Annotated in this window: 21 protein-coding genes and 3 pseudogenes; 13 read left to right on the top strand and 11 right to left on the bottom strand. The window is 70.7% G+C overall.

From position 1 onward, the window contains the following. The 3 genes from Q0D75_RS06225 to Q0D75_RS06215 all read left to right on the top strand — a co-directional run. A partial coding sequence (locus Q0D75_RS06225) for an MFS transporter (protein ID WP_291050490.1) occupies positions 1 to 831 on the top strand: 831 nt, incomplete at its 5' end. A gap of 198 nt (positions 832 to 1029) precedes the next feature. Beyond that, positions 1030 to 2367 carry an LLM class flavin-dependent oxidoreductase gene (locus Q0D75_RS06220; RefSeq protein ID WP_291050488.1) on the top strand — a complete coding sequence of 446 codons (1338 nt, stop codon included), beginning with the start codon at positions 1030 to 1032 and terminating at the stop codon, positions 2365 to 2367. Between the two features lie 14 nt (positions 2368 to 2381). Then, positions 2382 to 3005 carry a TIGR00730 family Rossman fold protein gene (locus Q0D75_RS06215; RefSeq protein WP_291050486.1) on the top strand — a complete coding sequence of 208 codons (624 nt, stop codon included), beginning with the start codon at positions 2382 to 2384 and terminating at the stop codon, positions 3003 to 3005. Here the strand turns inward: Q0D75_RS06215 and Q0D75_RS06210 are convergent. After that, positions 3002 to 3859, bottom strand: coding sequence for an endonuclease/exonuclease/phosphatase family protein (locus Q0D75_RS06210; RefSeq protein ID WP_291050484.1), 858 nt, complete (start codon positions 3857 to 3859; stop codon positions 3002 to 3004). The genes Q0D75_RS06215 and Q0D75_RS06210 overlap by 4 nt on opposite strands. A gap of 186 nt (positions 3860 to 4045) precedes the next feature. Here Q0D75_RS06210 and Q0D75_RS06205 point away from each other — a divergent pair, with 186 nt between their 5' ends. The 6 genes from Q0D75_RS06205 to Q0D75_RS06180 all read left to right on the top strand — a co-directional run bounded on the left by Q0D75_RS06205 (position 4046) and on the right by Q0D75_RS06180 (position 12956). After that, positions 4046 to 7501: a S8 family serine peptidase gene (locus Q0D75_RS06205; RefSeq protein ID WP_291050482.1), complete on the top strand. Its 3456-nt coding sequence runs from the start codon at positions 4046 to 4048 to the stop codon at positions 7499 to 7501. A 184-nt stretch (positions 7502 to 7685) separates the two neighbouring features. Beyond that, positions 7686 to 9041, top strand: coding sequence for an NAD(P)/FAD-dependent oxidoreductase (locus Q0D75_RS06200; protein ID WP_291050480.1), 1356 nt, complete (start codon positions 7686 to 7688; stop codon positions 9039 to 9041). After that, a complete protein-coding gene (locus tag Q0D75_RS06195) occupies positions 9022 to 9870 on the top strand; it encodes a PaaX family transcriptional regulator C-terminal domain-containing protein (protein ID WP_291050478.1) in 849 nt (282 codons plus the stop codon). Before Q0D75_RS06200 ends, Q0D75_RS06195 begins: the two co-directional genes overlap by 20 nt. Positions 9871 to 9902: 32 nt before the next feature. After that, complete coding sequence (gene kynA, locus Q0D75_RS06190) at positions 9903 to 10751, top strand: tryptophan 2,3-dioxygenase (RefSeq protein ID WP_291050476.1); 849 nt, start codon at positions 9903 to 9905, stop codon at positions 10749 to 10751. Positions 10752 to 10753: 2 nt separating this feature from the next. After that, complete coding sequence (kynU, locus tag Q0D75_RS06185) at positions 10754 to 12028, top strand: kynureninase (RefSeq protein WP_291050474.1); 1275 nt, start codon at positions 10754 to 10756, stop codon at positions 12026 to 12028. Positions 12029 to 12086: 58 nt separating this feature from the next. Continuing rightward, a complete protein-coding gene (locus Q0D75_RS06180; RefSeq protein WP_291050473.1) occupies positions 12087 to 12956 on the top strand; it encodes a hypothetical protein in 870 nt (289 codons plus the stop codon). A gap of 41 nt (positions 12957 to 12997) precedes the next feature. On the opposite strand, the gene Q0D75_RS06175 is transcribed toward Q0D75_RS06180, so the two are convergent. The 4 genes from Q0D75_RS06175 to Q0D75_RS06160 all read right to left on the bottom strand — a co-directional run bounded on the left by Q0D75_RS06175 (position 12998) and on the right by Q0D75_RS06160 (position 17185). Beyond that, positions 12998 to 14116, bottom strand: a complete 1119-nt coding sequence (locus tag Q0D75_RS06175) for a glycerate kinase (RefSeq protein ID WP_291050472.1) — start codon at positions 14114 to 14116, stop codon at positions 12998 to 13000. Positions 14117 to 14177: 61 nt separating this feature from the next. Then, a complete protein-coding gene (locus tag Q0D75_RS06170; protein WP_291050470.1) occupies positions 14178 to 15116 on the bottom strand; it encodes a 5'-3' exonuclease in 939 nt (312 codons plus the stop codon). 76 nt (positions 15117 to 15192) lie between these two features. Continuing rightward, on the bottom strand, positions 15193 to 15981 hold the full coding sequence (locus tag Q0D75_RS06165; RefSeq protein ID WP_291050468.1) for a citryl-CoA lyase: 789 nt from the start codon (positions 15979 to 15981) through the stop codon (positions 15193 to 15195). Beyond that, complete coding sequence (locus tag Q0D75_RS06160; RefSeq protein ID WP_291050466.1) at positions 15974 to 17185, bottom strand: CaiB/BaiF CoA-transferase family protein; 1212 nt, start codon at positions 17183 to 17185, stop codon at positions 15974 to 15976. The genes Q0D75_RS06165 and Q0D75_RS06160 overlap by 8 nt, the downstream gene beginning before the upstream one ends. Before the next feature lie 161 nt (positions 17186 to 17346). Between Q0D75_RS06160 and Q0D75_RS06155 the strand changes: the two genes are divergently transcribed. Next, complete coding sequence (locus tag Q0D75_RS06155; protein ID WP_291050464.1) at positions 17347 to 18165, top strand: IclR family transcriptional regulator C-terminal domain-containing protein; 819 nt, start codon at positions 17347 to 17349, stop codon at positions 18163 to 18165. A gap of 11 nt (positions 18166 to 18176) precedes the next feature. On the opposite strand, the pseudogene Q0D75_RS21015 reads toward Q0D75_RS06155, so the two are convergent. The 4 genes and pseudogenes from Q0D75_RS21015 to Q0D75_RS06140 all read right to left on the bottom strand — a co-directional run. Further along, positions 18177 to 18500 (bottom strand): annotated as a pseudogene (locus Q0D75_RS21015) (isochorismatase family protein); the annotation flags it as partial. Between the two features lie 5 nt (positions 18501 to 18505). Then, the gene (locus Q0D75_RS06150) at positions 18506 to 19378 is read right to left on the bottom strand and encodes an SDR family oxidoreductase (protein WP_291050462.1); all 873 of its coding nucleotides are present in this window, start codon (positions 19376 to 19378) and stop codon (positions 18506 to 18508) included. 75 nt (positions 19379 to 19453) lie between these two features. Next, positions 19454 to 20017: a TetR/AcrR family transcriptional regulator gene (locus Q0D75_RS06145; protein WP_291050461.1), complete on the bottom strand. Its 564-nt coding sequence runs from the start codon at positions 20015 to 20017 to the stop codon at positions 19454 to 19456. A gap of 135 nt (positions 20018 to 20152) precedes the next feature. Continuing rightward, positions 20153 to 20500: pseudogene (locus tag Q0D75_RS06140) on the bottom strand (MFS transporter); the annotation flags it as partial. Between Q0D75_RS06140 and Q0D75_RS06135 the strand changes: the two are divergent. Then, positions 20501 to 20839, top strand: a pseudogene (locus Q0D75_RS06135) (MarR family transcriptional regulator); the annotation flags it as partial. 53 nt (positions 20840 to 20892) lie between these two features. Here the strand turns inward: Q0D75_RS06135 and Q0D75_RS06130 are convergent. Next, entirely contained in the window at positions 20893 to 21801 is a 909-nt protein-coding gene (locus tag Q0D75_RS06130; protein WP_291050460.1) for a LysR family transcriptional regulator, read from the bottom strand. Positions 21802 to 21830: 29 nt separating this feature from the next. Continuing rightward, positions 21831 to 22865 carry a LacI family DNA-binding transcriptional regulator gene (locus tag Q0D75_RS06125; RefSeq protein ID WP_291050458.1) on the bottom strand — a complete coding sequence of 345 codons (1035 nt, stop codon included), beginning with the start codon at positions 22863 to 22865 and terminating at the stop codon, positions 21831 to 21833. A gap of 205 nt (positions 22866 to 23070) precedes the next feature. On the opposite strand from Q0D75_RS06125, the gene Q0D75_RS06120 reads away from it, so the two are divergent. Together Q0D75_RS06120 and Q0D75_RS06115 are read left to right on the top strand one after the other, a co-directional pair. Next, entirely contained in the window at positions 23071 to 24381 is a 1311-nt protein-coding gene (locus tag Q0D75_RS06120) for an extracellular solute-binding protein (protein ID WP_291050456.1), read from the top strand. A gap of 73 nt (positions 24382 to 24454) precedes the next feature. Next, a complete protein-coding gene (locus Q0D75_RS06115; RefSeq protein ID WP_291050454.1) occupies positions 24455 to 25339 on the top strand; it encodes a sugar ABC transporter permease in 885 nt (294 codons plus the stop codon). Position 25340 lies beyond the last annotated feature (1 nt).

Genomic DNA, 25340 nt, shown 5'->3' with positions numbered 1-25340 from the left:
CCCGCGGCCACGGCGGCCGCCGCCTCGCTCGCGCCCGCCGAGAAACGCGGCCGCGCGATCGCGGTCGTCGCGATCGGCTTCACCGCGGCCTCCGCCTTCGGCGCGCCGCTCGGCACCGCGATCGCCGCCTCGGCGGGCTGGCGCACCCCGCTGATCGCTCTGGCGGTGCTGGCCGCCCTGCTGGCCGCCGCCGTCGCGCTGTTCGTGAGGGGCGTGCCGATCGGAGCCGTGCTCTCGGTGCGCCGCCGTTTCGCGGTACTGGCCGATCCGCGCATCCTGCTCACCCTCGCCGCCACCCTGCTGCTGGTGTGCGGTTTCAACGTGGTCTACATCTACAGCTCGGCCGTGACGCAGGCGGCGACCGGCGGATCGGGCGGACTGCTGGCCGTGCTGCTGCTCACCTTCGGCCTCGCCGGGGTGCTGGGTACCATCCTCTCCGGGCGGCTCACCGACCGGTTCGGCAACCGCAGGGTGACCGGCGCGGTGCTGGGCACGCAGGTCGTGGCCCTGGCCGCACTCCCCCTGGCCGCCGGCAACCTCGTGCTGACCGGCATCCTGTTCGCCGTCTGGGGCGCTTCGGCCAACGGTGCCTCGATGCCCCTGCAGCACCGCTTGATCGAGATCGAGCCCGCCACTGCCGGGGTGGCGCTCTCCTGGTACACCACGGCGATGTATGCGGGCATCGCGCTCGCGCCCCCGCTCGGCGCCCTCGCCCTCGCGAGCGGCGGCGGCTCGGCGGTGCCGGTGGCGGGCGCCCTCTCGGTGGCACTCGCGCTGCTCGCGTTCCAGATCGGGCGGGCGGCACGCAGCCGGGGCGTCGCACTCGCGTAATCCGCCCGAAACCTGGCCTGGCTACAGTGCTGATCACGAGCCGCCGCCAGCCGGGAAGGAGCCAGCATGACCGAGCACGAGTCCTCGAGCTACCCGTCGCGCTGGAACCGGGGCGCGATCGCACACGGCAATCGGTAGCCGCGACATCCGTCGCCCTCCGCCGATTCCTGCTGTGCCGATTCAGAAAGACTCCTCCCGATGACCGACGACACCGCGACGTCAGCCAAGACGCTCAACCTCGCCCTGTTCCTCTTCCCCGGCTACCACCTGGGCGCCTGGCGCCTGCCCGACGCGATCCCCGAGTTCGACCTCGACATCGACCACTACGTGCGCGCCGCCCAGCTCGCCGAGGCGGCCAAGCTCGACGCCATCTTCTTCGAAGACGGGGCGGCCGTGCGCCGCAGCAACGACATCCTGAACGGCGACACCTACGGGGTGGCCAACCCGCGCTCGATCCACTTCGACCCCACCATGGTGCTGCCGGCCCTCGCGATGCACACCAGCCACCTGGGCCTCGCCGCCACCTCCACGGCCACCTTCAACGAGCCCTACAACACCGCCCGCCGCTTCTCGTCGCTCGACTTCTTGAGCAAGGGGCGGGCCGGCTGGAACCTCGTCACCTCGTTCAACGAGGACGAGGCGCAGAACTTCGGCCTCGAAGCCCACCTCGCCCACGCCGCGCGCTACGAGAGGGCCGAGGAGTTCGTCGACGTCGTGACCGGCCTCTGGGATTCGTGGGAACCGGATGCGATCGTGCGCGACAAAGAGACCGGCACCTACTTCGACCCCGAGAAGATGCACTTCCTGCAGCACGAGGGCGAGCACTTCACCGTGCGCGGCCCGCTCACCCTGGGCCGGAGCCCGCAGGTGCGGCCCGTCATCTTCCAGGCCGGCTCCTCCGAGCCCGGGCGCGCGCTCGCGGCACGCACCGCGGACGTGGTGTTCACCCTGCAGTCCGATCTCGAGGAGGCTCGGGCGTTCCGCGACGACATCCGGGCCCGTGCCGCCGCCTTCGGGCGCGACCCGGAGACCATCAAGGTGCTGGTGGGCATGACCCCGATCGTCGGCGCGACCGACGAGGAGGCCGCGGCGCTCCGTGACGAGATGATGGCGCTCATCCCCGAAGACCTCGCCATCAGCAACCTCATCCCGCTGTCCGGCGGCTACGACTTCCGCCGGCACGACCTGAACGGCCCGATGCCCGAGCTGCCCGAGTCGAACGCGGGCAAGTCGCACCGCGCCGCGATCATGTCGGTGGCCCGCCGTGACGGGCTGTCGATCCTCGAGACCGCCCGCTACTTCGCCGAGGGCAGCTACCTCAAGATGATCGGGTCGCCCGCCACCATCGCCGACACGATGCAGCAGTGGCGCGAGGCCGACGCCTGCGACGGCTTCCTGGCCGTTCCCACGCACTACCCGACCGGCGTGGAGGACTTCACGCAGCGGGTCGTTCCCGAACTCCAGCGCCGCGGCATCTTCCGCACCGAATACACCGGAACGCAGTTGCGCGACCACCTGGGCCTCGCCCGTTACTGAACCGGAGGAATCCCATGACCGACGAGAACCGCCCCTTCACCATCGCCGTGTTCTGCGGATCGGCCACCGGCAACGATCCGGTCTACCTGGAGGCCGCCCGGCAGGTGGGCCGCACCCTGGCCGAGCGCGGCATCGGCGTGGTGTTCGGGGGCGGGCACGTGGGCTTGATGGGGGCGGTGGCGGATGCCGCGATGACCGCGGGCGGCCACGTGACGGGTGTCATCCCGCTCTCGCTGCACGAGCGCGAGGTGGCGCACGCCGCCGTCTCCGAGCTGCACATCGTCGAGACGATGCACGAGCGCAAGCTGATGATGGCCGAGCGCTCCGACGCCTTCCTGGCGCTGCCGGGCGGCCCCGGCACGCTCGAGGAGATCACCGAGCAGTGGACCTGGGCCCAGCTCGGCATCCACGAGAAGCCGTGCGGCTTCCTCAACGTGGCGGGGTACTACGATCCGCTGATCGCGCTGGTCGACGGGATGCGCGACCGCGGCTTCACGCACCCCCGCTACACCGGCATGCTGCGCTTCTCCGACTCGATCGACGAGCTCGTCGACGCCTTCCAGAACTACACGCCGCCTACCCGGATGCAGGCCTCCCCCGGTCTGGAGATGAGCACGACCCCGCCGGTCGCGCCCTAGAGAGAGGCACTGGGCCCGGCGGCAGGCGCAGCCGCGGCAGGAAACCGCAGCACGGCCTGCACGGGCAGATGGTCGGAGGGCCAGACACCTCCGGGGCGGCGGGTGTTGATCCCGATGCGCTCGACGGTCACGTCGGGCGTCACCACGATCCAGTCGATGCGCTTACGGCCGAGCCGGGGGCGACGGTAGTTCGGGAACGTGCCCCACTCGGGAGTGAGGCGCGTGCGCGCGGCGACCCAGGCATCCTGCAGTTCACCGAGGGAGAGCAAGACCTGCAGGGTGGTGGTGCCCTCGCCGCTGTTGAGGTCGCCCGTCACGACGGCGGGCAGTCCCTGGCCGGCCACGAGGACGCGCACGGCCTCCGCGGCGCGCAGCCGCGACCCGCGCGAGGAGTTGTCGAAGTGCGTGTTGACGGCGAGGAACGAGGTCGCCGTGGCCCGGTCGCGGAACTCGGCGGCCACCACGATGCGCGGTGTGCGATTGCCCCAGCTGGTCGACCCGGGCTCGTCCGGCGTGTCCGAGAGCGCCTGCTGGCTCCAGCTCAGCAGCTCGAGACGGGTGCCGTCGTAGTAGATCGGGCATCCTTCGCCCTGCCCGTCGGCGTCACGGCCGTACCCGATCCGGCGGTAGTCCTCGCCGAGGGCGGTCTTCAGCACCCTGGCCTGGTCGGGCAGCACCTCCTGCGTGCCGATCAGGTGCGGCCGCTCCGTGGCGAGCAGCGTGGCCAGCGCCGGCGCGCGCACCGACCATCGGTCGGCGCTGCGCGGGCGCATCCCCAGCCGGAGCCGGATGTTCACGGTGGCGACGTGCAGTTCGGGCGCGGCGACGGGGGCGATGAGCGCCGGATCGGTCATCCTCCGAGACTAAACGTCATTCCCCGTCTGGAGACGCGCCCCCTCGAACGGGGGTGATAGTACGGGATCGTTCGCAAAAGGAAAAGACTTCCGCGGGGAAAGAAATCTCCGCATAATCGGAGGACATTCCCACCCGATCCACATGTTCACCTCGGCGCCTCGCGCCGTTCTGACAGGGCGATCGGCGTGTCCCTACGAAGAAAGCTGAGCTACGTGCGCCGTACTCCTGCGTTGCCACCGCATCCCGTCATCGCGAGGAGAGGGTCAGGTGGCCGCAGAGGCCGCGCCACAGCCCTCGGCGCCGTCGTCGCCGTGGCGGGGGTGATCGCCGCCGGATCGTTCGCCTTCGCACCCGCCTCCGCCCTCCCGGTTCCCGGCGGATCGCCCACCAAGCCCGCCAGCGGCCCGTCCGCGCCGGTGTCGTACGGCGACGGAACCTACATCGTCACCCTCGTCGACGAGCCGGCCGCCACCTACACCGGTGACAAGGGCTTCGAGAAGACGGCCCCGGAGGGTGCGCGTCAGCTCGACGCGTCCGCCCCCGCGGTGGAGGCCTACGCAGCCCACCTCGAGAGCACGCAGACGGCCGTCGCGGCCGCGGTCGGCGCATCCGTCGGCTACAGCTACACGCTCACCCTGAACGGCTTCTCGGCGAACCTCACCGGCGACCAGGCCTCGGCGCTGGCCGCCCGCAAAGACGTGGCGGCCGTGACCAAGTCGGAGGTGCAGCACCTCGACCGCGCGGCTCAAGCTGCGGTCGCCGCCACTGCCGCAGCCCCCGCGGCCCCCTCGGACGCGGCGGCCCTCGCCCCGTTTCCGGAGACCGGCCAGGTCTCGTCGACCGACTTCCTCGGTCTGACCGGCGACGACGGCGTCTGGGCGGAGCTCGGCGGCCAGCAGGCGGCCGGAGCCGGCATCGTGGTCGGCGACATCGACTCGGGCATCGCGCCCGAGAACCCCTCGTTCGCCGGGCCTGCACTCGGCAGCGCGGCAGGCGCCGATCCGTATCTCGCCGACGGCCGGATCGTGTTCGAGAAGTCCGACGGCCAGACCTACTCGGGCATCTGCCAGGCCGGCCTCGACGCCGACCAGCAGTGGACCGGCGAGGAGTGCAACACCAAACTGATCGGCGCGAGCTGGTTCCTGCCCACCGCCCTCTACGACCTCGTGGGCACCCCCGACCGGCCCGAGTACCTCTCGCCCCGCGACGGTGACGGTCACGGTTCGCACACCACCTCGACCGCGGCGGGCAACGCCGACGTCGACGCCACCATCGGCGACTACGACTTCGGCGACATCTCGGGCGTCGCCCCGGCCGCCAAGGTCGCCGAGTACAAGGTGTGCTGGAACGGCAACGGCGTCGAGACCGACGACGGCTGCTACACCGAGTCCATCCTCGCGGCGATCGACCAGGCCGTGGCCGACGGCGTCGACGTGATCAACTACTCGATCGGCGGCGGCTCGGCCACCTCCACCTTCGCCCTCGAAGACCAGGCCTTCTTCGGTGCGGCCGCGGCCGGCGTGTTCGTGTCCGCCTCGGCCGGCAACTCGGGTCCGGATGCCTCCACCCTCGACCACGCCTCGCCGTGGTACACCACGGTGGCCGCCTCCTCCATCCCCACCTACATGGCCACCGCCGAGCTCGGTGACGGCCAGAAGTTCGCCGGGTCCTCGATCACCGTGCACGAGCCGGTGGAAGCCCCGATCGTGCTGAGCGCCGATGTGGCCGGCGACGGGGTCGAGGCGGATGCCGCCACGATCTGCGACGCCGACTCCCTCGACCCCGCGCTCACCGCGGGCAAGGTCGTGGTGTGCGAGGCGGGCGTCACCGCCCGGGTCTCCAAGTCGGCCGAGGTCGCCCGCGCGGGCGGCGCCGGCATGCTGCTGGTCAACCCGTTCCCGAACGCCGACCACGCCGACGACCACTCGGTGCCCTCGATCCAGATCGACTCGGACGCCTACGACGCGATCTACGCCTACGCCGCCACTCCCGGCGCCACGGTCACGCTCGTGCAGGGCAACACCTCCGGCGTCGAGCGCCCCACCCCCCAGGTCGCAGGCTTCTCGTCGCGCGGACCGGCGGAGGCCGACGGCGCCGACGTGCTGAAGCCCGACATCTCGGCGCCCGGCGTCTCGATCCTGGCCGACGGCGCGAACGCCCAGGGCGACGACGCGACCTTCCAGTTCGAGTCGGGCACCTCGATGTCCGCCCCGCACATCGCCGGTCTCGCCGCCCTGTACCTCACCCGGTACCCCACGGCCTCGGTGTCGACGATCAAGTCGTCGATGATGACCTCGGCCTACGACACCGTGAACCAGGACGGCAGCGCGTCGAGCGACGTCTTCGCCCAGGGCGCGGGCCACGTCGACCCGACCCGGATGCTCGACCCGGGTCTGGTCTACGACAGCGGCGTGCCCGACTGGATCGCCTTCCTCGAGGGCGAGGGCTACGTCTTCACCGAGCCGACGGGCATCGACCCGATCGACCCCTCCGACCTCAACCAGGCCTCCATCGCCATCGGCTCCCTGGCCGGCGTGCAGACGGTGACCCGCACGGTCACCTCCACCGCCGCGGGCACCTACACCGCCGACGTCTCGGTCGACGGCGTGGACACCACGGTCACCCCGTCGACGCTGAGCTTCAGCGGCCCCGGTGAGACCGCGAGCTACACGGTGAGCTTCGCGGTGACGGATGCTCCGCTGGACGAGTTCGCGACCGGGTACCTCACCTGGACGAACGAGGCCGGCGGCGAGGTCCGCAGCCCGATCGCGGTGCGCCCGGTGGCCATCGCCGCCCCCTACGAGGTCAGCGGCGAGGGCAACACCGGCAGCGTCACCGTGCCGATCACGCCGGGCATCGACGGCGACCTGCCGCTGTCGGTCACGGGTCTGGCCGAGGGCTCGCTCGTGGAGGACACGAGTGCGGCCGACGGCCACTCGGGCACCCTGCCCGCGGGCAAGCAGTTCACCTCGACGACGACGATCGAGGAGGGCACGAGCTTCGCGCGCTTCGATCTCGACGCGATCGACGACACGGCCGACCTCGACCTCTACGTCGACCTGCTCGACGACGCCGGAAAGCCGTCGAAGTCGTACGTCTCGGCGACCGGATCGGCCGACGAGCGCGTCGACATCGAGAACCCCGAGCCGGGCACCTACCAGGTGAGGGCCGACGTCTACGCGGCGCCCTCGGGTCAGTCGGAGGCGACGTTCGACCTGGTCGAGTACGCGCTCGGCACGGGAGACGCCACCGGCGACCTCACGGTCAGTCCGGCCACGCTCGCCGTGGTCTCGGGCCAGCCGATCGAGTACGCGGCATCCTGGACCGGTCTCGACGGGCCCGCCCGCTTCCTGGGTGCGGTCGCCTACGGCGACACCGGCGCGTACACGCTGGTGTCGGTCGTCACCACGCAGGCCGCTCCGGAGCCGACCCCCACGCCGACGCCGACCGTCGCTCCGACGGACACCCCCGTGCCCACCGACCCCGGCAGCACGCCGGCGCCGGGTGACGGGAGCAGCTCGGCGGCAGGACTCGCGGCCACCGGTTCCGCGGCTCTCGGCATCGGGATCATCGCCGTGATCGTGCTGGCCGCCGGTCTCGGAACGGTGCTGATCATCCGCCGCCGCGCCGCGCGCAACTGATCACCCAGTGAGGGGCCGTCCCGCGAGGGGCGGCCCCTCATCCGTTCGCCCGGGTCGCAGGATCACGTGCAAACCGCCTCGTTTCCATGCGATCCTGCGACCTGACGCGGCCCGAACCGGGGCCGCGGACTCGTAGGGTGGGAGCGGCGGCAGGAACGGACCTCCCGCAGAGAGGGGTCGGACCATGGAGCACCTCGACACGATCGTGGTGGGCGCAGGGATCGCGGGACTGGCCGCCGCCCGGCTGCTGCAGCGGAACGGCCGACGGGTCGTCGTGCTGGAAGCCCGCGACCGCATCGGCGGGCGGGTGTGGACCGATCGCAGCGACGGCGAGGCCACCGACCTCGGCGCCTCCTGGATCCACGGCATCGACGGCAGCCCGGTCGCTGCGGCGGCCGAGGCCTTCGGTCTGCGCACCGTCGAGTTCACCGTCGGCGGCTACCAGCCCGACAGCCGCCCCATCGCGTACTACGCTCCGGATGCGACGCGGCTCCCCGACGAGGACGCCAAGGCCTTCGCCGACGACATCCACACGGTCGATGCCACGCTCGCCACGGTGGTGGCATCGTCGGCCCCGGATGCCTCCTACCGCGACGTCACCGAGGAGGCGATCGCCCGTCAGGGTTGGGACGAGCAGCGCGCTGCCCGCGTGCGCGAGTACCTCGAGCACCGCTCGGAGGAGCAGTACGGCGCCTGGATCGAGGATCTCGCCGCGCACGGCCTCGACGACGACTCGATCGACGGCGACGAAGTCGTGTTCCCCGAGGGGTACGCACAGCTCGCCGACGGCCTCGCGGAGGGCCTCGATGTGCGGCTGGAGCACGTGGTCACCCACGTCGGCTGGTCGGCCGACGGAGTCGTCGTCAGCACACCCGAGGGCGACTTCTCGGCCGCGACCGCCGTGGTCACCGTGCCCGTGAGCGTGCTGAAGTCGGAGGCCTTCCGGATCGAGCCGGCGCTCCCCGATCCGGTCGCCGCCGCCCTCGGCCGGCTGCAGATGAACGCGTTCGAGAAGGTGTTCCTGCGTTTCGACGAGAAATTCTGGGACGACGGCGTCTATGCCATCCGCCAGCAGGGCCCGGAGGCCGCCTGGTGGCATTCCTGGTACGACCTCACCGCCCTGCACGGCACACCGACCCTGCTCACCTTCGCCGCGGGTCCGGCCGCCGTCGCCACGCGCGACTGGAGCGACGAGCAGGTGGCCGCCTCGGTGCTCGAGCAGCTGCGCCGCCTCTACGGCGACGCCGTTCCGGCCCCGGCCCGTGTGCACCGCACGGCCTGGCAGGACGACCCCTTCGCCCACGGCTCCTACGCCTACATGACGGTGGGCTCGACGACGGCCGACCACGACGATCTCGCCACCCCGATCGGCGGCGTGCTGCACCTGGCCGGCGAGGCCACCTGGACCGACGACCCGGCCACGGTGACCGCGGCGCTCTGCTCCGGCCACCGGGCGGCGTCGCGCATCCTGAACCGCGAGCTCCCGATCGACGAGCTGTGGGTGCCGGAAGCGGGTGAGCGTGGCCGAGATCCTCGATGACCTCGACTCACGGCCGGGCAGCGCCACCTCGCTGCTGCGCACCACCGTCGGGGTGTCGCTGCGCGAGCTCGGCGGCTGGATCGCCCTCCCGCACCTGCTCGAGCTGATGGCGGCGCTCGGCGTCTCCGCACCGCGGGCGCGAACGGCGGTGGCCCGGGTGAAGAAGCGCGGGCTGCTGGTGCCGGAAGCCCGGGGCAAGGTGGCCGGCTACGCCCTGGCCCCGGATGCCACGGGCATGCTCGAGCGCGGAGACCGACGCATCTACCACCCCCGCACCATGACCCCGGACAGCGCCTGGTGCGCCCTCTCGTTCTCGATCCCCGAGAACCGGCGCGACCAGCGCCACCAGTTGCGCCGCCGCCTGCACTGGATCGGCTTCGGCACCATCTCACCGGCGCTCTGGATCGGCCCGGAGTACCTCGCCGACGAGGTCGAGGAGATCCTCGGCGACCTGGGCCTGCGCGAATACGCGACCGTGCTGATCAGCGAAGCGCCCCGGGTCGAGGGCTCCCTCGCGGAGGCCGTGGCCCGCTGGTGGGATCTGGACGCCCTGCGCGCCCATCACGAGGAGTTCCTCGCCCAGCACGAGGCCGACATCGCCCCACCGGCGGAGGGACTCGGCCCCCGCGAGGCGTTCGGGCGCTACATCCGGAGCATCGACAGCTGGCGGGTGATCCCGTACGTGGACCCCGGGCTGCCCCCGGAACTCCTCCCCGCCGACTGGCCCGGCGAGCGCAGCAGCAGGCTCTTCCGCACGCTGCACGAGCAGCTCGCCGAACCGAGCGCCGCCTTCGTGCGCCAGGCTTTCATGCATAAGACGCAATCCTGACGCGCGTCACCAAAGTGATCTATGATCGCCTCATGACCGACAACACGCGTGAGATCGAGCCGACCGTCGTCACCGACCTGCACGGCCGCATGAGCTACGGCTCGTACCTGTCGCTCGACACGTTGCTGAGCGCGCAGAACCCGGTGAGCGACCCGGTGCACCACGACGAGCTGCTGTTCATCATCCAGCACCAGACCACCGAGCTGTGGCTGAAGCTCGTGCTGCACGAACTGCGGGCGGCCTGCGCGCTGATCGCGGCCGACGACCTCGCGGCGGCGCTGAAGAAGCTGGCCAGGGTCAAGCACATCCAGAAGACGATGACCGAGCAGTGGTCGGTGCTCGCCACGCTCACGCCGAGCGAGTACGCGCAGTTCCGCGACTCGCTCGCGAACTCCTCGGGCTTCCAGTCGTACCAGTACCGCGCCGTCGAGTTCGCGCTCGGCAACAAGAACGCGGGCATGCTGAAGGTCTTCGATGCCGAGCCCGGGGCCCGGGCCGTGCTCGAGGAGCTGCTGAACGCGCCGAGCGTGTACGACGAGTTCTTGCGCCATCTCGCGCGCAAGGGCTTCGCGATCCCCGCCGAGATCCTCGAGCGCGACGTCACCGTGGCGCACACCATGACCGAGGCGCTGTTGCCGGTGTTCGTCGAGATCTACGAGAATTCCGACAAGCACTGGGCGATATACGAGGCCTGCGAAGAGCTCGTCGACCTCGAGGAGAACTTCCAGTTCTGGCGCTTCCGGCACCTGCGCACGGTGCTGCGCACCATCGGCATGAAGACCGGCACCGGCGGCTCCAGCGGTGTCGACTTCCTGAAGCGCGCCCTCGACCTGACCTTCTTCCCCGAACTGTTCGCGGTTCGCACCGAGATCGGACGCTGAGCATGAGCACGAACCTGACCACCACGACCACCCCGCACGGCGACTCCACCGGTCGCCCCACCGCCGCCGACCTCGACCGCGCCGACCCGCTCCGCCACTACCGCGACGCGTTCATCGGCACCGACGACGCCTCGGTGCGCGGTTACCTCGACGGCAACTCGCTCGGCCGCCCGCTGAAGGCGCTCGTGCCCGTCATGACCGCCTTTCTCGAGCAGCAGTGGGGCGATCGGCTCATCCGGGGCTGGGACGAGGGCTGGATGCGCCTGCCGGAGACGCTCGGCGACCGGATCGCGGCGGCCACCCTCGGCGCCGCCGCGGGCCAGACGGTGGTCGCCGACTCCACCACGGTGTCGCTCTACAAGCTGATCCGCGCGGCGCTGACCGCTCGCCCCGACCGCTCGGAGATCGTGATCGACCGGGGCAACTTCCCCACCGACCGCTTCGTGGTGGAGGGCATCGCCGCCGAGACCGGGGCGAGCATCCGCTGGATCGACACGGATGCCAGCACCGGGGTGCGCCTCGACGACGTCGCCGCCGTTCTCGGCCCGCAGTCCGCGGTGCTCGTGCTGAGCCACGTCGCCTACCGCTCCGGGCACGTCGCCGATGTGCCGGCGATCACCACTCTCGCCCACGATCACGGCGCGCTCGTGCTCTGGGACCTCTGCCACTCGGCGGGCTCCATCCCGATCGAGCTCGACGCCTGGGGTGTCGACCTCGCCACCGGCTGCACCTACAAGTACCTCAACGGCGGGCCGGGCTCGCCCGCCTTCCTCTATGTGTCCTCCGCGCTGCAGGATGCGGCCACCCAGCCGATCTGGGGTTGGATGGGCGACCGGCGCCCGTTCGAGATGGCGCAGGGCTACGAGCCGGCCGCCGGCATCCGGAGCTTCGTCAGCGGCACCCCGCCGATCATGGGGATGCTCGCCATGCAGTCGATGCTCGACCTGATCGAGGAGGTGGGCATCGACGCCATCCGGGCGAAGTCGCTCGCGCTGACCGGGTTCGCGATCGAGCAGTACGACGAGAAGCTCGCGCCGCTCGGCGTGACGCTCTCGACCCCGCGCGACGGTGCGGTGCGTGGCAGCCACATCACCATCGACCACCCGTCCTTCAAGGCGCTCGTCGCCGAGCTCTGGGAGAGCGGTTTGATCCCCGACTTCCGGCCGCCCGCGGGCATCCGCCTCGGTCTCTCGCCCCTGTCGACGAGCTTCGCCGAGGTCGAGACCGTGATCGACGCCATCCGGCAGTCGCTCGCGTCGCCTGCGCCTGCGCGATGACGAACGGCGTGCTGCAGCGGTCGATCGCCGAGCCGGTTCGGGCGCGATGATGACGGATGTGCTGAGCCGCAGCGCCCGCGAACCCGACCACGTGCTGCGCTACGGGCCGGGCCCCTCGCAGGTGGCCGACCTGTTCCTGCCGCCGGACGGGCCGGTCCGGGGGCTCGCGCTCGCGCTGCACGGCGGATTCTGGCGCGCCCGCTACGACCGTGTGCACCTGCGCCCGCTCGCCGAGGCGATCGCCGCGGGCGGGCACGCCGTCGCCCTGCTCGAGTACCGCCGGGTCGGCGAAGGCGGCGGCGGGCATCCCGGAACCTTCGACGACGTGCTGCTCGGCATCCGGACCGTGCCCGGCATCGTCGGCGATCTCCTGGTGCGCGAACGGCGCACCGGGGCCGGCCTCGACGGCGATCCGGTGGAGCGCGACCTGCGCACCCGGGCCGGCCTCGACGGTGATGCCCTCGGACACGAGCTCAGCGCCGCGGACACGACCCTGATCGGCCACTCGGCCGGCGGCCACCTCGCGCTCTGGAGCCAGAGCGTGCCCGAAGCGCGGGTCGCGCACGTGATCGCTCTCGCCGGGGTGCTCGACCTGGTCGAGGCCGGGCGCCTCCGCCTGAGCCAGGATGCGGTGGGCGAGCTCCTGCACCGCGACCGCCCGGGCTTCGCCGAGCGCCTGGCCGCCGCCGACCCGATGCGGCTCCCTCCGCCCACCGAGGCCGGAACCGCGACCACCCTGATGCACGGCACCGCCGACGACGACGTGCCCGTGGACTTCAGCCGCACCTACGCGGCACGGGACCCGCGGATCGACCTCCGGGTGCTCGAGGGCGCCGGTCACTTCGACCTCATCGACCCCCTCCGCCCCGCGGGTGCCCTGCTCCTGCAGCTCATAGCGGCCACCCCAGCCGCGGCGTCCCCGCAGTAGCGCGTCGTCTCCGGCGCCGTCGCCGCGGCTGCGACTGCGACTCAGCGCGCCGTGGTCGCCTCGGCGAGCAGCGCGCCGGCACGGCGCAACCAGCGCGCGGGCTCGGCCATCGACTGCTGCGGGCTGCCGGCGAGCTCGGTCAGCGAGAGCGCGTGCGCGAAGCCCGAGGAGTCGGCGCCCGGAGCGATCCGTCCGGCCACGACGGCGGCGTGCACCCCCGCCTCGCGGGCGATCGCGGCGACCGCGCCGGGAACCTTCCCCGCCAGGGACTGGGTGTCGAACTGACCCTCCCCCGTCACCACCAGGTCGGCGCCGGCGACCGCCTCCCGCAGCCGGATGAGCCCGGCGATCGCCTCGGCCCCGGGCGCGAGCTGCGCACCCCACAGACGCAGAGCGAAGCCCGTACCGCCGGCGGCACCGGCACCGGGCTCGCCCGGATCGCCGCCGAGCAGGTCGGCGAACCGCCGCAGCCCCTCGTCGGCGCGCTGCACGCCGTCGGCATCCAGCCCCTTCTGCGGCCCGAACACCGCGGCGGCGCCCTCCGGCCCGAGCAGCGGATTGGTCACGTCGGTGATCACCGACGCTCCGCCGTCGGGCAGTGGCCGGAGCCCCGACAGGTCGGCCGCCGCGAGCGAGGCGAGTCCGCGCGCCCCCGGGGCCACCGGCGCGCCGGCGGCATCCGTGAACGTCGCGCCCAGGGCTCGCAGAAGCCCGAGCCCGCCGTCGGTCGAGGCGCTCGACCCGATGCCGAGCACGAGTCGCGAGACGCTGTGGTCGAGGGCGGCCTCGATGGCCTGGCCGAAGCATGTGGTGTCGGCGTCGTCGGGCAGGCGCCGCTCGCCCAGCAGCTCGATGCCCGAGGTGTTCGCGAGCTCCACCACGCCGACTCCGCCGGGGTCGCGTTCGCCGCCGGGCAACAGCAGCCACTCGGCCTTTCGGTTCCGGCCATCCGGCCCGCGCACCTCGACGGGCATCCGCCGTGCGGCCGGCTCGGCCAGGGCGAAGCACGCGACCGTGCCCTCTCCGCCGTCGGCCATCGGCCGCAGCACGAGTTCGGCCGCAGGATCGTGCTCCCGCCAGCCCTCGGCGAGCGCCTGCGCCACCGCGAGCGCATCCAGCGAACCCTTGAAGCTGTCGGGAGCGAAGACGATGCGGCTCATCGGAGCGGGGAGGTGGTCACGCCGGCGTCAACAGTCACGACGCCGAGTCTATTCAAGACGGTCAGCCGCGCGTGTCCAGCGCGGCGAGCAGCCGCTTCACCGAGCTCCCCAGGTTCCACTCCTCCGCGCGCTGCTCGAGCGTGGCCCGATCCTCGCCCGAGACGGGTGCCAGCCGGGCCCCGGCCTCCTCGAGCGTCGGCAGTGGGAGATCGCGTACCACCTTCACCACCGTTGGTGCCACGGCCAGATAGTCGGCCGCCGCCTCCAGCTTCGCCCGCACGGATGCCGACACCCCACCCTCGGGATCGGCCGCCGCCGCGAGCAGCCCGTCGAGCGTGCCGTACTCCCCCAGCAGCCCGGCGGCGGTCTTCTCGCCGATACCCGCCACTCCCGGCAGCCCGTCGCTCGTGTCACCGCGCAGCGTGGCGAAGTCGGCGTACTGCTCGGGCAGCACGCGGTATTTGCCCACCACCACCTCGGCGGTCAGCACCTCGAGGTTCTTCATGCCTCTCGCGGTATAGATCACCCGCACGTCGCGCGAGTCATCCACCAGCTGGAAGAGATCGCGATCGCCGGTCACCACATCGACCGGATGCGCGGCCCCGGTCGCGTAGCTGCCGATCACGTCGTCGGCCTCGTGCTCGGCCGCGCCCACCACCGCGATCCCCGCGAGCGCGAGCACCTCGCGGATCATCGGGATCTGCGCCTCGAGGGGGTCGGGCACCACCTCCACGTCGGGAGCATCCGCCACCGTCTCGGCCACCCGGTGCGCCTTGTAGCTGGGGATCAGATCCACCCGCCACTGCGGCCGCCAGTCGTCGTCCCAGCACGCCACGAGCAGCCCGGCGTCGTAGTCCACCACGAGCCGCGCGATCATGTCGAGCAGCCCCCGCACGGCGTTCACCGGCGTACCGTCCGCCCTCCGGATGCTGTCGGGCACCCCGTAGAACGCCCGGAAGTACAGCGAGGCGGTGTCCAGCAGCATCAGTCGATCGGCCATACCCGATCCTGGCACGCCGGTGCAGCGAAGTCCCGCCTGCCGCTCTCAGCCCGCAGCATCCGCTCGTTCGGGGGCGTCAGGATGCCGATGGCGGCGTGTAGACGGCGTTGCGGTCGACCTCGGCGTAGACGGCCGGCCCGATCGGGTTCTCGCGCTCCTCGGCGAGGTGCCCGATGAGGCCCGCGGTGCGCGCCAGCAGGGCGAAGCCGCGCAGCAGGTCGACCGGCAGTCCGGCGTCGGCGAGTGCGGCTCCAGCCACCCCGGCGCCGTTCAGCGGGAGGGTGCGCCCGAGCAGCTCGGGATGCACGCGTCCGATCGCCTCGAACAGCTCCAGGTGCGGGCCCTTGACCCCGCTGTCCTCGGCGATCCGGATGATCACGGGCGTGCGCGGGTCGCCGTTCTTGTGCACCGGATGCCCGAGCCCCGGGATCTTGCCGCCCTGAGATCGGGTTTCGCTCAGGGCGGCGAGCGCGGCGGCGTCCCACCGGTCGGCGGTCCAGCCGGTGGTGTCGCCGAGCCCTTCGACGATGCCGTGCAGGTAGAGCCCCGTGTCCTCGGTCACGCCGAGGAAGCGCGAACCGCCGCCGAGCAGTCCGGCGGCGATGGCCCCCTGCAGCGAATCCGGGGCGCTGTAGTAGGTGAGCCGCGCGGCGATCGCCGTGGGGGTGAACCCGTGGTCGGCGAGCGACACCAGCACCGCCTCGAACACCCGCAGCTGCCCGGGCGTGGGCCGGCGCTTGGTCGCGAGCCAGTAGGCCAGCTCGCCGAACGAGATCTGCCCGAGCAGTTCGCCGGCCAGGTCGTGGCCGAGCAGCGAGATCGACTCGGTGTCGCTCGTGCCGATGCCGGTGGGGTACTCAGCCACGGGGGCCTCCTGAGGTCAGGTCGGGCAGAACGGATGACGGGGCGCTGAGCCAGTCGCGGATCAGCGCGTCGTGCTCTCCCAGCGTCGGCGGCGCCGCCACGTACCGGGCCGGCGTGCGCGAGAAGCGGATGGGATTGCGGATGACGGGCACCGCCCGCTCGCCCTCCCCCACCTGTACCACGGGCTCGAGCCCGAGGCGCTCGGCGAGCGCCACCCCGCCGTCGATGGTGGTGATCGGCCCGCAGGCGATGCCGGCCTCGGTGAGGATGTCGAACCACTCGGCGATCGTGTGCGCCGCGAGCGCCTCGACCAGCAGCGGACGCAGCTCTTCGCGGTTGCGGTTGCGGTCTTCCGTGCGTGCGAACCGGGGGTCGCCGGCCAGTTCCGACCGCCCGAGCGCGTCGGCGAGGCGCGCGAACTGGCCGTCGTTGGCGGCCACCACCACGATCTCGCCGTCGCTCGCGGGCAGTGGTTCGTAGGGGAAGAGACTCGGATGCGCGTTGCCCATGCGAAAAGGCACCGCTCCCCCGGCGACGTACGTCGAGCTGTGGTTGGCCATCGCCGCGAGCGCCGTCGAGAGCAGGTTGACCTCGATGTGCTGCCCCTCGCCTGAGCGGTGCCGGTGCTCGAGGGCGGCGAGGATGCCGATCGTGGCCTGCATGCCGGTCATCACGTCGAACACCGAGACGCCGCTGCGGTAGGCGGGGCCGTCGGGCGATCCGGTGAGGCTCATCAAGCCCGACATCGCCTGCACGATCAGGTCGTAGCCCGGCAGCGCCGCCCCGCCCGCGCTGCCGAAGCCGCTGATCGAGGCGTAGACGACGGCCGGATTGACGGCGGCGACGGAGTCGTAGTCGAGCCCGAACTGCGCCAGGCCGCCGGGTTTGAAGTTCTCGATCACGATGTCGGCCCGCGAGGCCAGTTCCAGAGCGACGGCGCGGTCGGCCTCGTCGCCGAAGTCGAGCACCACGTCGAACTTGTTGCGGTTGATGCCGAGGTAGTAGGTCGAGACCCCGTCGCGCTCGGGCGGGGCCCAGGAGCGGGTCTCGTCGCCGGCCGGACTCTCGACCTTCACGACGGTCGCGCCGAGATCGGCCAGCTGCTGAGTGGCGAACGGACCGGCCAGCACCCGCGAGAAGTCGGCCACGAGCAACCCGTCGAGCGGCCCCGAGACGGGGTCCGGGAGGTCGGCGGGCGTGGCCATGAAGACTCCTCGATCGATTCCGGTCAACTGTCCGCTGTGCGGATAACCACAGCCAATTGCATCCGTATGGACGTGTCAAGAGCCGGTTCGTGTGTTCCCAAGGCAGTATTCATGCGGTAGGAAAGGGTCAGGCGAATAACGGACGAACGGCCGGGAGGGCCATGCGAGACTCGACAGGGCCGGATTTCATCGAGGCCGTGGCCCGTGGGCTCGACGTCATCACGGCGTTCGGGAGCACGGGTCAGAACCGCTCACTCGCCGAGCTCGCGGCGGCCACCGGACTGGCCCGCCCCACCGTGCGCCGCATCCTGCTCACCCTCGACGAGCTCGGCTACGTGCGCTCCGACGCCGGCACGTTCTCGCTCACGGCCCGGGTGCTCGACCTGGGGATGGCCTACGTCTCGGCCAGCAGCATCTGGGAGATCGCCCGCCCCCATCTCAGCGAGCTGAGCGTGCGCACGGGCGAGTCGTGCTCGCTGGCCCAGCTCGACGGCTCCGACATCGTGTACGTCGCCCGCGTGGCCGTGCCCAAGCTGGTGACGCTGTCGGTGTCGATCGGCACCCGCTTCCCGGCCCCCGTCACGTCGCTCGGAAAGGTGCTGCTCGCCGCGCTCGACCCGGCCGAGCTCGACCGGGTGCTCGCGTTGCCCACGCGGTCGACCGTGGTGACGGCCTCGAGCCCGGAGCGCGACGAGACCCTCGCCTCGCTGCGCGAGGTGCGCGCCGCCGGCTGGGCCCTCACCGACCAGCAGCTCGGTCCCGCCATCCGCTCGGTCGCGGCACCGGTGCGCGACGGATCGGGTCGTGTCGTGGCAGCCGTCAACGTGAACGCCCACGCTGCCGAGACGAGTGTGGAGACCCTGATCGACGAGCACCTGCCCGCGCTGCTCACCGCGGCGAGCGCCATCAGCAGCGACTGGGCGCGCTGGGAGAGCCGCCCGCTCGCAGAGCTCTCGGAGCATCCAAAGCTCGCCCGATGAACGGCGTCGTAGCCGAGGTCGTGGGCGGCACGAGGGGTCGACTCGACACCGAAGCTCGTCCTGAGCCCGGCCAGCACGACCTGCGTCACACCGAGTCCGCGGAGGCAGGAGTCGAGCCCGATGCCGCCGAAGGTACTCCAGGCGCGTCGGGTGAGGAGTACATCGTCGGCCTGTGGTCGAGTTCGGGGCTGCGCGGCGGGCACTCGCGCCCACCGCTCTGGTGGACCGTCCTGCCGGCCGGAATGCCGTTGACGGCGGCGAGCACGACCGGCAGGCGGCGGCCTCGGAATACCGAGACCAGATCGACTGCATGGCCGGGGCGACGGAGTCCTCACCGGAGTCACGCCTTCGACTTCGCGAGGCTCTTGTTCTGGCTGCGCAGCATGCTGTCGAGCATCCGGTCGCTGACGATCCGCGGCATGAAGGTGAACATCGCACCGTCCCGCCCGATCGTGTACCGGGTCTTGGGCCGGCGGGCGGCCACGGCCTTCGAGATGACTCCCGCAGCGCGCTCGGGGGTCACGCCGTCGCGGGCGAAGCCCTCGGCCTGGGCGGTGAAGGCACGGCCGAGTTCGTCGTAGCGGAGGCGCTGATCGGCCGTCATCGTGTCGGCGATCCGGGATGCGGCGGCGAGACCGCTCTCGGTGAGATTCGTGCTCACCGCCCCAGGGGTGATCTTGACCACCGAGACACCGAACGGCTCCATCTCCCGGCGGAGCGAGTCCGACAGGGCCTCCATGGCGAACTTCACGGCCGAGTAGGCGCCGAAATTGGCCATCGCCACCCGGCCGCCGACCGAGGTGACGTTCACGATCCGGCCCCGGGTGGACAGGAGCACCGGGAGCAGAGCCCGGATCAGGGCGACCTGGCCGAAGAGGGAGACGTCGAACTGGAACCGCCAGTCCTCGAGCGAGAGCACTTCGATCGGCGCGTTCACGGCGACGCCCGCATTGTTGACGAGCACACGGAGGGTGCGGCCGTCGGGGTCGTGCGTCACCCGGTTCACGAGCGCTCGGATGTGATCGGCGTCCGTGACGTCGAGGATGATCGGCTCGATGCCGGGCGCGGCGAGCGTGCGGGCATCCGACTGCTTACGCACGCCGGCGAGCACGTGGAAACCGTCGGCCGCCAGGCGCTCGGCCGTGGCCTTGCCGATGCCGGAGGACGCTCCGGTGACGATGGCGAGGTGGATGCGTTCATGTGACGATGTCATATGAATACGGTACGACTACTGATGTGACAGTGTCAAGTTAAGTGGCGCCGGCAGCTCCGCCGTTCGGCGCGACCTTCAGAGCAGGGCGATGAGCTGCTCCACGAGCCGGTCCCCCGTGACGCCCCATTTGGCCTCGCCGAGCTGCCCGCTGCTCTCCATGCCCGCTATCCCGTGAGCGCTCGACATCAGCAGAGCACCGCGAGATCGCGCGTCGTCCGAGCCGACGACGTCGGCGACGATGGCGAGGAATGCGTCCTGCGCGCCGGACGCGGCGCCGATCAGGGTCTCCGGATCCCGAGACGGCGTCGTGAACATCAGGGCGTAGAGATGCGGCTCCTCCCGACCGACAGCCAGGAAGACCAAGACCGCCCGGTGGAGCCTGTCCCGGTGGGACGGGGCGGTATCGGCCCGGATCGCCTCGAGGTCAGCGGTGAGCTTCGCCCATCCCGCGATCGCCAGTGCCGTGAGGAGATCCTCTTTGTCGGCGAAGTGGCCATACGGGGCTCCTCGCGAGACGCCGGCCCGTGCGCCGACAGCCCTCAGCGTGACCGCCTCAGGCCCTCCCTCGCCCAGCAGGCCGGAAGCCGCATCCAGCAGCGCCCGTCCCGTAGCCGCAGCGGATTCAGCGCGAGAGGTCATCCCCAGATCCTAGTTGACAGCGTCAGCCAGAACACGACGGCCTGATGCGAGCGAAACCGTCAGGATCACGAGCACCACGAGGGTGACCCCGCTGTCGTACGCGATGTAGGTGAATGCGCCGAACATCCCGCCCTAACCGAAGACCGTCACGGCGAGAGACACCCAGACGCGGCCGGACCGGAAGGTGCGCAGCTCGTCGCGGATCGTCGATCCCGATTCTCCTCGTCCCACCGAGGGGACGAGGACGAGGATGCCGAGGAATGCGATGACACCGATGATCGTGATGGCCCAGAACGTCGAGCGCCAGCCGAAGGCCTGACCAAGCAACGTGCCGAGCGGGATGCCGAGGACGTTCGAGACGGTCAACCCGGTGAACATGGCAGCGATGGCGCTGGCCTTCTTCTCCGGCGCCATCATGCTGCCGGCAACGACGGATCCGATCCCGAAGAATGCACCATGACACAGTGCGGCCACGATGCAGCCACGATGCTCAGCGTTCTCAGCCGCCAACCCGGCTCCTGGCACATGAGGATGCAGCAGGTCAGCCGGGCGACGGCCCTGAGCCCCAGCGCCACCACACGCCTGGTCACCCGCCTGGAGAACCGCGGATACCTCCGGCGCATCCTCTGCGACGACGACCGGCGGGGCATCTACACCGAGCTGACTCGAGCCGGAGCCGACGTCCTGGCCGAGGTGCAGTCCCTCGACGACGCCTCGCTGACCGATGCTCTGCGTGCTGCCCGCGAGATCCCGGAACTCTCCGAGCTCGCAGACGCGGTACCCGGTCTGAGCGAGAATTCGTCCCTCACACCGAGGCCCTGACCCAGGTCAGAGATCGCCCTGCCGATGATCCGATTCGGCCATTCGCCCTCCGGCTACCGTCCGACGGACTGCGCCGCTTCGCTCAGCCGCTGCCGGAGCCACTGGTGCCCCAGATCCTTCTCCCGGGCCTGGCTCCACCAGAACGCGTGGCGCAGAGTCGGCAGCTCGACCGGACAGTCGACCACGGCCATCCGGGGGTTCCGCAGCGCCCGCCCGACCAGGGTCTTCGGCAAGAACGCCACCCGCGACGTTCCCTCGATCACATCGGGCAGGGCGAGGAAGCTGCGGGTGACGACCTGGGTGGCCGGATAGATGCCGATGGAGTGCAGATGCCGCGCGGCCGTCGTCACCGAGGTGCGGCCGCTGTAGGTGGCCGCCCAGGGAAGCGATCCCAAGGTGTCGACCGTCAGCCCCTCGGCCGCCGGGTTCTCGCGATCGAGCAGACACACCCACTCGTCCTCGAACAGATCCAGCGGATCGTTCAGCTGCAGATAGCCGTGCGGCAGAACGATCCCGTCGATGTCGCGGAGGGTGTCGGGCGCGCCGTCGACGTAGTTGTCCGAGACGGTCTCGAAGCTCACCTGGGACGCCGGGGCGGCCTCGGAGATGATGCGCGAGAGCTCGGCACCGATGACGGCCGTGACGTAGTCGGAGCACATGATGCGGAACCGCCGGGTGGTGACATCCGGATCGAAGGACTGCTCCAGCCGGAACAGCCGTGACACGAGCTCGTCGACCGCGGGCAGCTCGGCGAGGAGGTCTTCGGCCAGCGGGCTCAGATGGTACGCGTTGGACGCGCGGATCAGCAGTTCGTCGTCGAAGTAGCGGCGCAGCCGGCTCAGGGAGGCCGACACCGCGGGCTGGCTGAGATGCAGGCGTTCCGCCGCACGGCTGACGCTCTTCTCCTCGAGCAGCGCTCTCAGCGGCACGAGCAGATTGAGGTCGATCGTCGACAACTCCACGGATGAACGCTAGCCGAGTTCCGGGTCGGTCACGAGACCGTGCTCTCGCGCACGATCAGGGTCGGCTCGAGCACGACGGCGCGGTGCTGGTGGGCATCGCCCTCGACGAGTTCCTCCATCGCCAGTCGCGCCCCCCGATAGCCCATCTCCTCGCCGGGCTGGCCGATCGTCGAGATCGGCACGGGCGAGTCCCAGGCGGCCTGGTTGTTGTCGTACCCGACGATGGCCACGTCGTGGGGAACCCGAACCCGGCCGAGTGTCGCGAAGGCCTGCAGCATTCCGGCGGCGAGCAGGTCGGAGGCGGCCACGATGCCGTCGATCCGGCCGGCCGCGATGGCCTCGACCAGGCCCGTTCCCACGCGCCATCCGTCCGAGCGGTTGATCCAATCGGGGGTGACGTCGGCGGCGGCTGTCAGACCGGATTCGGCCAGGGCCGCCGAGAACCCGCGGTGGCGCTCGGAGACCGGCCGCAGTGAATCCGGGCCGCCGACGAACACGAGCCGGCGCCGGCCGATGTCGATCAGGTGCCGGGTCGCGAGGTAGCCTCCACGTTCGTTGTGGCCGTCGACGCTGCAGTACTCCGCGGGATCGACCTGAAAGTTCAGCAGCACCAGAGAGCGCGAATCGGCGACCCGGCCGACGATCTGACGGAAGTGCTGGTCGTCGTTCAGGGTCAGCAGCGTACTGAGCACCCGCGATTCGGCGAACAGGTCGAGGTATCGGTCCTCGCTCTCCAGCCGGCCGTCGCTGTTGGCCAGCAGCAGGCTCATCCCCGCTTCGGCAGCGGCCCGCTCCGCTCCGCGCGCGATGTCGACGAAGAGCGAGTTCTCCAGATCGCTCAGGATGAGCCCGATCGACCGGCTGCCCCCCGCCGCCAGCGAGCGGGCGGCGCCGTTGGGCACGTAGGCGAGAGCGGAGATCGCCTGACGGACCCGATCCCGGGTCGCCGTCGCCACCCGCTCGGGGTGGTTCAGCACGTTCGAGACGGTGCCTTGCGAGACGCCGGCCAACCGGGCCACATCTGAGATGCCCGCCCCGGGCGGCACAGAATTGAAGGTCGACACCCCCACACCATAACGGGCCGCGGACATCCATCGCCCGCTCCTGAGTGAAACGATCCATTTCGTCGATGGCCGGTATTCACAGCAGCGATCGGATGAGCCCCGATCTGCCTTGTCCAGACGGATGACGCCCCCGTAACATCCCGAATTGAAGCGCTCTAATGAAGGCGCGCCGGGCGCACTCCGCCCGCACATTCAAGGAGGAATAGTGACCACAGCAGCCAAGAACGTCCGCCGTCGCGTCGTACCCGTCGCGGCCCTGATCGGAGCAGGCACCCTTCTGCTCACCGCCTGCTCCGGCAGCGGCGACGGCTCCGGCGGCTCCGCGCCGACGGAGTTCTCCTATCTGTCGCTGGCCGAGAACACGGCAGTGCAAGACACCCTCACCGGTCTCAGCACCGGCGCGTGCGCCACCCAGCAGGAGGCACTGCCGCTCTCGATCACGACGCAGCCGCAGGCCGGCATCGACCAGCAGCTGCAGCTGCTCGGCGGGCAGGGCGCCCTCCCGGTGGTCTTCGCCGCGGGCAACTCGCCCCAGGTCATCAAGGACCTCGACTCCGGCGGGCAGGTCCTCGACATCGGATCGACCTTCGACGACCTCGGCATCGCCGACGACATCATCCCGGCCGCCAAGTCGACCATCGAGGCCCTCTACGGCAGCCAGATCGTGCTGCCCACCGAGTTCAACGTCGAGGGCATCTGGTACAACAAGAAGATCTTCGCCGACAACGGCATCCAGGCGCCCGCCACCTGGGACGACCTGCTCGCCGCCTCCGACAGCCTGAAGGCCGCCGGCGTCACCCCCCTGTCGACGGCGGGCAAAGACGGCTGGCCCGTCACGCGCCTGCTCGGCAACTACATCTACCGCACGCTCGGGCCCGACGCGATGCAGAAGGTCGCCGACGGCGAGGCGAAGCTCACCGACCCCGAGTACGTCGCAGCCGCCCAGGCCGTCGCCGATCTGGGTGCCGCCGGTGACTTCGGCCCCTCGGTGGGATCGATCGACTACACCACCGCCGTCAACCAGTTCGTGAACGGCGAGGCCGGCATGTTCTACATGGGCAGCTGGATCCTCTCGGTATTCAACGACCCGGCGCAGAACAAGATCGGCGCCGAGAACATCGGCTTCATCCCGTTCCCCGAGGTCGAGGGCGGCGGCGGCAGCAGCGACCAGCTCGCCGCCAACATCGGTGTGCCGCTGGGCATGTCGGCCTCCGCGTACGACGAGAAGGTCGGCGACTGGCTCACCTGCATCGGCGACAACTTCGGCACCGATTCGCTGAAGAACCAGGGCGTCATCACCGGCTTCACCGTCAACACGCCGGTCGCCGACCTGCCTCCGCTGACCCAGACGATCCAGGATGCCGCCGCGGCCAGCCCCGAGAGCGTGCTCTGGTTCGAGGCGCTCTTCAATGCCAAGGCCACCTCCACCAGCCAGACGAACGGATCGCAGCTGGCGACGGGCGCCCTGTCCCCGGCCGACTTCATGGCCAAGGTGCAGGCCGACCTCGGCAACTGACCCGACCGGGGCGGGCGCGCCGGGGACGCGCCCGCCCCCTCCCCATCTCTCCGGACGACCAAAGAAAGCACTCATGAATCGCGTACTCGGCGACTGGCGCGCCATCACCATCCTCCTGGGGCCGGCCCTGCTGGTGTACACCCTCGTCATGCTCGTCCCGATCCTGTGGTCGCTCGGCTACACGGTGTTCGAGGGCAACCCGATCACCGGGTTCACCTTCGTCGGCTTCGACAACCTGGCGCACCTGTTCACCGATCCCCGAGTGCTCGAGGCGCTCGTCTTCACGCTCAAATACGCCTTCGTGCTCACCGTGCTCCAGGTGGTCTTCGGCTACCTGCTCTCGCTGATGTACGTGTTCTGGCTGCGTCGCGCCTCCGGGCTCGTGCGCACCCTCGTCTTCTTCCCGGTGGTGCTGCCCACCGTGGCCGTGGCCCTGCTGTTCCAGAAGCTGTTCGAGATCGTGCCGCAGAACGGGCTGGTCAACTCTCTGCTGAACACCGTCGGCATCCCCTCGGTCGACTGGTTCAGCAGCCCCGACTCGGCGTTCTGGGTGATCATCATGATGGACGTCTGGCGGTCGATGGGCTTCTACGCCGTGCTGCTCTACGCCGGTCTCGTCGACATCCCCGAAGAGACCCTCGAGTCGGCGCGGCTGGACGGCGCATCGGGCTGGAAGCTGGTGCGTCACATCGTGATCCCGCTGTCGCTCCCGGTGCTGCTCTCGTCGATCATCTTCAGCATCAACGGCACGCTCAAGGTCTTCGACTCGATCCTCGCCTTGACCAACGGCGGGCCGGGCAGCGCGACGACACCGCTGACCCTGTACATGTACCAGACCTCGTTCACCTACGGCGAGTACGGCTACGGGAGCTCGATCGCGCTGCTCCTGACGATCCTCTGCCTGATCGTGACCATCTTCATCTTCCGTTCGTCGCGTCGCGACCTCACCAAGGGCTGAT

Source organism: Herbiconiux sp. (assembly GCF_023264855.1).
In the GTDB taxonomy this organism is placed as follows: Bacteria; Actinomycetota; Actinomycetes; order Actinomycetales; family Microbacteriaceae; genus Herbiconiux.
The sequence above is the reverse complement of the archived record's forward strand: the minus strand, read 5'-3'. Positions and strand labels throughout refer to the sequence as shown.